The sequence below is a fragment of the Pseudomonas sp. p50(2008) genome (assembly GCF_015351605.1).
GTDB lineage: Bacteria > Pseudomonadota > Gammaproteobacteria > Pseudomonadales > Pseudomonadaceae > Aquipseudomonas.
Map to the genome: position 1 here is coordinate 1 of NZ_JACMYF010000023.1, position 7,804 is coordinate 7,804.

The window sequence follows — 7,804 nt, forward strand, 5'->3', positions numbered from 1 at the left end:
CATGATCCGCCTCTCCTATCAGGTTCAATTCTGGCAATTGAAAACCATATAGCAGGTATAGGGTCAAGCCTGGATATACTGGCTGTTTATCGAGGAGCAGCCTATGCGCATTGGTCAACTTGCACAGCTGACGGGAGCGGACATTCAGACCATTCGTTTCTATGAGCGCCAGGGCCTGCTTGCATCGCCCAATCGCCAGGCAAATGGCTACCGAGCCTACGAAGCGGATCATGTGGAGAAACTGCTGTTCATCCGCCGTTGCCGGTCCTTTGGCATGTCGTTGGACGAAATTGGTGTTTTGCAGAGCGTTCAAGCACAGCCGCAGCAACCGTGCGCGGCGGTCAATACGCTGCTTGATAGCCATATCGCCCAGGTCAGGGCCCAGATCGCATCCTTGCAAGCCCTGGAAAACCAGTTGGTGACGTTACGCAGCTGCTGCGATGACGAACGACAAAGCCTGGACTGCGGAATACTTTCGGGTCTAGTGGAGGGAGGCAAACGGCTTCCATAAGGCGCGCTAGAAAAGTGCCATTCGCTTCTGCTCAAAGCGTAGAGCTTGACCCTATAGCGGCTACAGGGTGTTCACTTGCACGATCGGCCCAGAATCATGGCCTTCCAACTGCTGCGCAAGTGAGTTCCAGATGAATACCGCCCTCCGCAATGCCATCGATGAAGCCTTTTTCCAGGCAAGGACAGCACTCCGTGAAAAGGCGCCAACCGAGGCATTCCCCTGGCTCGAGCGCGCCCACATCTTGAGCCAGCACATGCCCGTCCTGCATGCGCGGAGCCATTGGTTGATGCTAAGGGCTGGCTGGCAGTTGCGCGACTACCGGGAAATGTTCGGCCAAGCACCACGGATCATCGCTGCCGTGTTGTTCTCGAAGATCTGGGTACCGCTCGGCAATACCGGACGCGCGAGGATCAGTGCATTCGCGCCGATGCCCGTCTCACCCGGATTGCAGCGACTGTTTCAGGGAGCGAAACAATGAAATCGCCACTTGGAATGGCGCACCGTATCACTCCCGGGCTCTGGTGGACGCTATCGCTAGCCGTTGCCCTGGCCGACCAGGCGATCAAATATGTAATTGAGGGTTCGCTCTCGGTCGGCGCCGTGGTTCCTCTGACCCCAGTCTTCAATCTGGTCCATTTCTGGAATACCGGCGCAGCGTTCAGCTTCCTAGCTGACGCGGGCGGTTGGCAGCGCTACTTCTTCATTCTCCTCGCACTGGTTGTTTCGATTGGGCTCGCGTTGCTCTTGCGTAAGCCCAGGGCCAAGCTCGAAGCGCTGGGCTATAGCCTCATACTGGGAGGGGCAGTGGGGAATCTGATCGATCGCAGCTTCCGAGGCCATGTGATCGACTATCTGGATTTTTTCTGGCAATCCTGGCATTGGCCTGCATTCAACTTGGCGGACATCGGCATCGTGGGCGGTGCCGCCATGTTGCTCCTGAGCAGTGTGCTGAGTCCAAGCGCGGAACTGGACCGGGGCAGATAATGCGAAGCTCGGATGCCGCAGAAGTGGCTCGCTGGTCAGGCCATGCCTGGGTCGGCCCCGGTATCGGCGTCTTTCTCGGCCATGCCGCCCACCAGGATTGGCACCATCATCAAGCACATCAAATTGCAGTGGGGCTCGACGCCGCGATAACGGTTGAAACGCCGTTGGGTGGGCAATCTGGGGCTGCCATCTTGATTCCGGCAGGCTTGAAGCACCGGCTCAGTGCTGGGCAGGTCCTGTCGATCTACCTGGATGTGCTGTCCGATGAGGCGCGTGCCTTGCGGGTGAGCGGAGCCGTGAGGCTGATGGAGATCGTAGCGGCCGATATTGCTGCGATGGTCGAGGCACTGAGGGCGTCGGGGCATTCGCCTGTCCAGTTGCAGGCGCAGGTACGTCGGCTGTTGCGGCTTGCCGATCCACCAATCCCTGATCCGCGCTTGACCAAGGTCACCGCAGCGCTGCGCGAAGGCCAAATGGGGCGTGAGGCAATGGCCGCGTTGGTGCATTTGTCACCCACGCGTTTTTCCCATTGGTTCGTGGAGCAAACCGGCCTGCCGTTGCGCAGCTATGTCAAATGGCTGCGCCTCACCCAAGCCCTGCAACACCTGGCCAAAGGGGGACGGCTGACCGAAGCCGCGCATGCGGCGGGTTTTTCCGACTCGGCGCATTTCTCCCGGACATTCAGGGCGCTGCTGGGCATCGATCCGTCCTCCGCCCTGGCTGCGGTCGATCTCCAGAAGTCATAGCTCTTTCGTTCAAGTCGAACGTCGTCCTCTGCACCTACCGTGAAGGCTCTCTACATAGGAGCTGAGCGATGTCCACTTCTCTTCGATTCGCCCTACGCTGGTTGAGCTATCCGCTCGTGTTTGGTGGCAGCGCCGCCTTCATGGTCTGGGCCTTGTACGCCGGGGTGCCGTACTGGCCCAGCACACCCTTGGTAGCCGCAGTCGGTCTATTGGCCGTCGCGGGGCTGGAGCGTATCCAGCCTTTCCGGGAGGGCTGGCTGGAGGATCACCAGGACACCCTGACCGACCTGGTGCATATGCTGGTGAATCTTTCCGTCATCCAGTTCACCGCCGAAATCCTGGCCAGGCTGGGCGATGCAGTGCCGGCTACAGTTCGTCTCTTCCCAGTCGAGAGTCCACTTTGGGTTCAGCTGCTGCTGGTCGCCGTCGTGCTCGATCTGAGCCTGTATGCCATGCACCGCATCAGCCACCACGTACCCTGGCTGTGGCGTTTTCACATGATTCACCACAGCGCCGAGCGCTTGTACTGGATGAATGGGGAGCGCCGGCATCCCCTACATGCGATGCTCATGGCTGGCCCGGGATTGGTGCTGCTGTTTGCATCCGGCGCGCCTTCGGCAGTGGTTGCCACCTGGTTCGGCATTCTGACCGTTCACTTGGGCTTTCAGCACTCGAACCTGGATTACCGGCTGGGTTGGCTGCGCCATGTCATCGGGGTGGCTGAAATTCATCGTTGGCACCACAAGCGCGACTTCGAAGATGCCCAGGTGAACTTCGGCGAATTTCTGATGGTGTGGGATCGGCTATTCGGGACGTTCTACGACAGTACAGGAAAGCAGGGCGACGCCAATGTCGGCTTGCGTGAGAGGGACTATCCCAAGGGTTACCTTGGTCAGTTGACCGAACCCTTTGGGCGAGACCGAGCCCGCACATAGCGTAGTGGGCCTCAAAGCTGTAGGCCCCATGTGTTTGCCTGGAATGATCTGGCTCGTGGGCGGAAGAGACTAGATGTTCCCGCATGCCAAGCAGACATGCGCTCTAACGAGGCAATCGATTCACTACCTATAAGCCCCGTCATTTGCAATTAATGCTGGTTGGTAGCCATGGAATGCAGGTCAGCGCGGATAAATGCAGGTTCATTCGCAGCTAATACTGGTTTGCCGGGCCGGTCAGTCGCAGTTAATTCCGGTCGAAAATCGTATTGATTGCAGGTCGGGACGTTTTCGTTTGCAAGCCGTTACACTTAGGTAGTCGTTCAGTTCACGCTCAGTCTGTTCGTCCATGCTGCAGATCCTCAAATATCCATTTCGTCGGGAGTGTCCACGTCAACCAGCGAGCGGCACTGTTCGGCCTTGCGCAACAGCCCGAAACCGTTGCCGTGCGGCCATATTGACGCTGCAGCTTCGTAAAGTTCCGCAGCTGAATAATACTTCCGCCGATGTTCTGCCAGTCGAGCAGCCGTTTGCAGGGCAACGCTGGAACGTTGGGCTTTGCTTGGGGTGAGGTCACGGAATTGCATCGGTGTATCTCCTTCGCAGTGTACCGGAGCGGTTGCCGCCGCTTGGCCCGGTTGGGTGCGCCCTCGTCTACAGGGCGCTGTTTGTTATTGCTGTTGAGTTGCGACCGTCAGGCCGACCGCGATTGGTCGAACCCACACCGGCATATGGCTGAGCAGGAAGGTTTCGCCTTGCTTGGCCAGCAGCAGCGTTCGGGCCATCACACCCGCGATGGCTTCCGCCGCGTCGGGCGGCACGGCGTTGCCGATCCGCTCGCGCCATGCCTGATCGCTCAAGCCGTCCAGCTCTAACTGTTCCTCTGGCTCGACCAGGCTTTGCAGCGCCGCCATTTCAAAGGTGGTGAACGGGCGATGCCATGTACCGTCCAGGCTCTCGATCACACACGAAAGCCGATCATTAGCGGCGGGCATTCGCGGGTCGGCTACGCTCCAGCGGCCATTGTCCTGGCGAGCGCTGGCCGATACCGCACCGGCTTGGCCATCCCAGCCAATGACTCCGTAATGGCCCCCGGTTAGGTACGCATCGCCCTTTCCACGGCGCAGGCCGGGGCGAGGATCCTGCACAGCAAAAGCCCCTTGGCCAGTTGTGCTACCGGCAATCACCGTCCGGGCGGAACCGTCCCAGCGCGTTACATTGTATTTGCCGTGGCCCATAGCTGAGCCACGCGGATCCGCAACGCTGAAGGTGCCCTGCCCTGGTGATTTGACGCCGATGATCGCGCCGCTGCTGTCGTCCCAACGCCGGACGCCATACTGTTGGTATTGCAAAGCGCCTGCCTTGCTACGTGGATCCGCGACCGAAAATGCCCCATTAGTTGGGCCGGATTGCCCGGCGACGGTGCCTGCAGAATCGTCCCAGCCATGGACACCCAAGTACCCGGAGAACGCTTCGGGAACGATCACAAAGTCTCGTAGATAGCCGTCCTCGATGGCCAGCCGGTCAAGGCTGCGCCAATCCTTGCCAGCTTCGACCAAGGCCAAGCGCACCCACGTCTTCCACTGCAGCGCTGGAATGCGGTGCATTGGGCCTGCTAGCTCAATGTCGCCCGGCATGGGCATACGCCCGAGCACTGCGCCGACCGGCTGCAGCGACTTCTTATCCGGCTCGTACAGGAACGGCGGCACTTTCTCGACGTGGCGTGCGACCAGTAGGAAACGTTTGCGGCTCTGCGCCAAGCCGCCCAGCTCGCCGCAATCATGCGTTGTCTCTGCCACGGCATAGCCATAGAAGCCGAGGATCTGCGCGATCTGATCGAGCAGATGACGGCCACGGGTGGCCAGCCTTGGGACGTTCTCGAAAACAATGAGGCCGGGCGGGTTGTGTCGCCATGCTTCGCACATGAGCCACACACAGCGCAGGGTCAGTTCGTTTAGTGCCTGATACTTCGGCGTCAGGCTCAACGCTTCGGAAAGAAGCCCGCTCGCGCCCTTGCATGGGCTGCTGATGAAAACGGTGTCGGGATCCTGAAAACCTGCAGCGCGGCGAAGGTCTTCCGGCGTGGCTTCTGTCCAGCCAAGTGGCGGCTCTTTACCGTGGAAACGGATGTACTGATCGCGGGTGAAAAGATCCATCTGCGTGCCAGGCACACCGGCCAGGCGCTGGAAGTCGCGCAAGGCTCCGGCATCAACATCGACACCGCCAATGCAGCGCCACTCTGCCTGCAGGTGGCCGACGATTTCTTTGTTGCGGTTGAAGCCTTTGGCCCCGCCACCCAACCCACAGCAGAAATGGAAATGCTTGAGCACATACTTTTTCGGCATGTTCATCATGGTGTTCCTTCACAAAAGGCCCGGACGTTTGGGCGTCCGGGCCTTGCGGGTCAGACTTGGGAGGCGGTTGCCTTGGCCATGTCGCGGAAGATCTCGGCGTGCAGTTCGAGCGGGAATTCCGCAACGACCTCACGCTGACCGCCATCGCGGCGCTCGCCGACGACCATGTAAAGGGTCACGGTGGCGGGATCTTGCCCTGGTCGTGCCTGATGGGTAGGCATGACGGTGAAGGTGCTGTAACGGCGCAGCTCTGCCGCGTCGCTGAAGTAGAGGATATGGGGCTCAAAAGCCATGAGTGAATCTCCTTCGCAGAATTCCCGGAGCGGTTGCCGCCGCTGGATCCGGTATCGAAGCGGTATTGCTTCGACGGGATTAGTATCTCAAACCTCGCCTACCATGTCAACTATTTGTAAAATATTGATTTACTATATATTCCTTTTCTCGCGTGCGAGAAATTATCCTTTCGATTTGACGCAACCGCTTTCCTGGACTGCTCCGAGGCTGAGTGTTGCGAGCGGTAAACAAACGCTTTTCAGCGCGTTCGCGCAGCGGACGCAGCAAGACCCTTCGCCCTGGAGCGCGCTGCCGGTGGTGGTCTGCTCGTCAGCGTCGGTCGGTCGCGGTAAGCCCGAACTATCCAGAGCTGGGCCGCGTGCAATGGGTCGTGGAATACCGGAGGGAGCCTGCGACCGAGGATATGCCGCGAAAGCCCGTTGCAGGCAAGGCGCGGCGGCGGATAGGCTATTGGGGCGTTCGCTACCGAACGATGATGATGAGCCACCTGGTGAACGCGGATGGGCGGCAAACCGTCCTGCAGGACGGTGCGCAGGCCGAAGGCCGGAGGCAAGCAGAGCGCGCAGCCCGGTACGGGCGAAGGCGTGAGGATGGAAGCCCGAAGGGCCAAGACCTGGCGCGCTCTTGGCCAGGGCTTGGTTCACGACAGCCGGTGAGGCGCAGCCGAGCACGCTCAGGAGGTGGGTGCATCGGGCAGAAAAAAGCGGGCCATCAAGACCCGCTTCCACTGGATAACCACTATATCTAGTGGTTGGATCAGCTGCTGGCGACACAACATCTAGTGCTATTCCCTCCCTCAATTATCCCGCACGTCACCACGTTTTATTCTGACCAGCTCACTCAGTAACAGCTCTCGTTGCGCTGCACTGATGATGCCAAAGTTCTGCAGCTTCCTGACACACCCGAGTGCTAGGCCATACCCTTTCAACGGATACGATAAGTCATGCTCTCGCCGCTTCAGCGAATCCTCTAGCACGTCCATAGCTTCTGCTAACTCGATGTGTTGGCTCCGAAGTCCCGACAACGTGACTCGATTTGCGAGCAGTTCGGGAAAGTCGTTCACCAGGGCCGGACGGTCTGAATCCATCATGCACCTGATCGCCATTTTCAGGTCGTCTTTGGTGACATCAGATGCGACCAACATAGCGCCTTGAATCTCGGCAACCGAGGCGGTTTCCGTCCAGAAAAGGAGGCTTAGGTGTAGCGGCCTGCATTTAAAAACGTCCCGACCTGCAATCAATACGATTTTCGACCGGAATTAACTGCGACTGACCGGCCCGGCAAACCAGCATTAACTGCGAATGAGCCTGCATTGATCCGCGCCGACCTGCATTCCATCGTCGCCAGCCTGCATTATTTGCAAATGACAGGACTCAGATAGGCAAGCCCGCTGCCAGCATCTTGTCACGTAACTCAACCGCCCGCGCCGGGTCTAGCGCATTACTGAACAGAGCCTTGATTTCGGTGGGTTTGGCATCGAATTGCTCCACTAGATCCTTGATGCGGTAGCCGTGACGAGTGAGGGTTGGCTCCAGATCATCCAGTTGGCGCGACAGCACCGATTGCACGAGTTCCGCCGAAACGGGTTTCTCGCCGGTCAGGTAGCCGGCTTCCAGTGCCAGGCTGAGGTGCAGTTGGATTTGCAGTGGCGTGCGCAGTTTAGTGGCGAGTAGGTCGATCGCGTCTTCGGTCAGAATCGACTCGGGTTCGACCTTCCCCGCAGTGCAGGTTTCCAGCAGCCACTGAATGTATTCCCGCTGACTGCCAGCAATGCCATCGAGCGAGAAGATGTCGGTGCGGTAGCCGATTTCCTCCATCGTCGGTCGGCGCAGGTCGTTACGCAGCTTGGGATGCCCGGCCAACACGATCGACAGCCGCCCGTCACCGTCCTCCACCAGCTCCATCAGACGCTTAAGACCGGTCAGGGTATGGCCGTTGAGGTCATGGGCCTCATCGACGAACAGGGCGACCGGGCGCTTGTTC

The 7,804-nt window shown here is 59.2% G+C and carries 9 protein-coding genes and 1 pseudogene; 5 read left to right on the forward strand and 5 right to left on the reverse strand.

Features of this window, described 5'->3' with window-relative positions; all coding sequences use genetic code 11:
* The first annotated feature begins 103 nt into the window (after positions 1 to 103).
* The 5 genes from cadR (at position 104) to H7698_RS30830 (ending at position 3,176) form a co-directional block, all read left to right on the forward strand.
* Positions 104 to 511 (forward strand): Cd(II)/Pb(II)-responsive transcriptional regulator, encoded by a 408-nt coding sequence (gene cadR, locus H7698_RS30810; protein ID WP_024015046.1) that lies wholly within the window; start codon positions 104 to 106, stop codon positions 509 to 511.
* A gap of 130 nt (positions 512 to 641) precedes the next feature.
* Positions 642 to 989: a DUF3703 domain-containing protein gene (locus tag H7698_RS30815; protein ID WP_024015047.1), complete on the forward strand. Its 348-nt coding sequence runs from the start codon at positions 642 to 644 to the stop codon at positions 987 to 989.
* Complete coding sequence (lspA, locus tag H7698_RS30820) at positions 986 to 1,495, forward strand: signal peptidase II (RefSeq protein ID WP_003452327.1); 510 nt, start codon at positions 986 to 988, stop codon at positions 1,493 to 1,495. The genes H7698_RS30815 and lspA overlap by 4 nt, the downstream gene beginning before the upstream one ends.
* Positions 1,495 to 2,241, forward strand: a complete 747-nt coding sequence (locus H7698_RS30825) for a helix-turn-helix transcriptional regulator (protein WP_036992934.1) — start codon at positions 1,495 to 1,497, stop codon at positions 2,239 to 2,241. The genes lspA and H7698_RS30825 overlap by 1 nt, the downstream gene beginning before the upstream one ends.
* Before the next feature lie 68 nt (positions 2,242 to 2,309).
* The gene (locus H7698_RS30830; protein ID WP_036992931.1) at positions 2,310 to 3,176 is read left to right on the forward strand and encodes a sterol desaturase family protein; all 867 of its coding nucleotides are present in this window, start codon (positions 2,310 to 2,312) and stop codon (positions 3,174 to 3,176) included.
* A 359-nt stretch (positions 3,177 to 3,535) separates the two neighbouring features.
* Here H7698_RS30830 and H7698_RS30835 read toward each other — a convergent pair whose 3' ends face one another.
* The 5 genes and pseudogenes from H7698_RS30835 to H7698_RS31570 form a co-directional block, all read right to left on the reverse strand.
* The gene (locus H7698_RS30835; RefSeq protein ID WP_194693870.1) at positions 3,536 to 3,760 is read right to left on the reverse strand and encodes a hypothetical protein; all 225 of its coding nucleotides are present in this window, start codon (positions 3,758 to 3,760) and stop codon (positions 3,536 to 3,538) included.
* An 84-nt stretch (positions 3,761 to 3,844) separates the two neighbouring features.
* Positions 3,845 to 5,524, reverse strand: coding sequence for a DNA cytosine methyltransferase (locus H7698_RS30840; protein ID WP_194693871.1), 1,680 nt, complete (start codon positions 5,522 to 5,524; stop codon positions 3,845 to 3,847).
* Positions 5,525 to 5,577: 53 nt separating this feature from the next.
* Positions 5,578 to 5,820, reverse strand: coding sequence for a hypothetical protein (locus H7698_RS30845; RefSeq protein ID WP_016715805.1), 243 nt, complete (start codon positions 5,818 to 5,820; stop codon positions 5,578 to 5,580).
* 797 nt (positions 5,821 to 6,617) lie between these two features.
* Complete coding sequence (locus tag H7698_RS30850) at positions 6,618 to 6,965, reverse strand: hypothetical protein (RefSeq protein WP_194693872.1); 348 nt, start codon at positions 6,963 to 6,965, stop codon at positions 6,618 to 6,620.
* A 229-nt stretch (positions 6,966 to 7,194) separates the two neighbouring features.
* A pseudogene (locus tag H7698_RS31570) lies at positions 7,195 to 7,804 on the reverse strand (ExeA family protein); the annotation flags it as partial.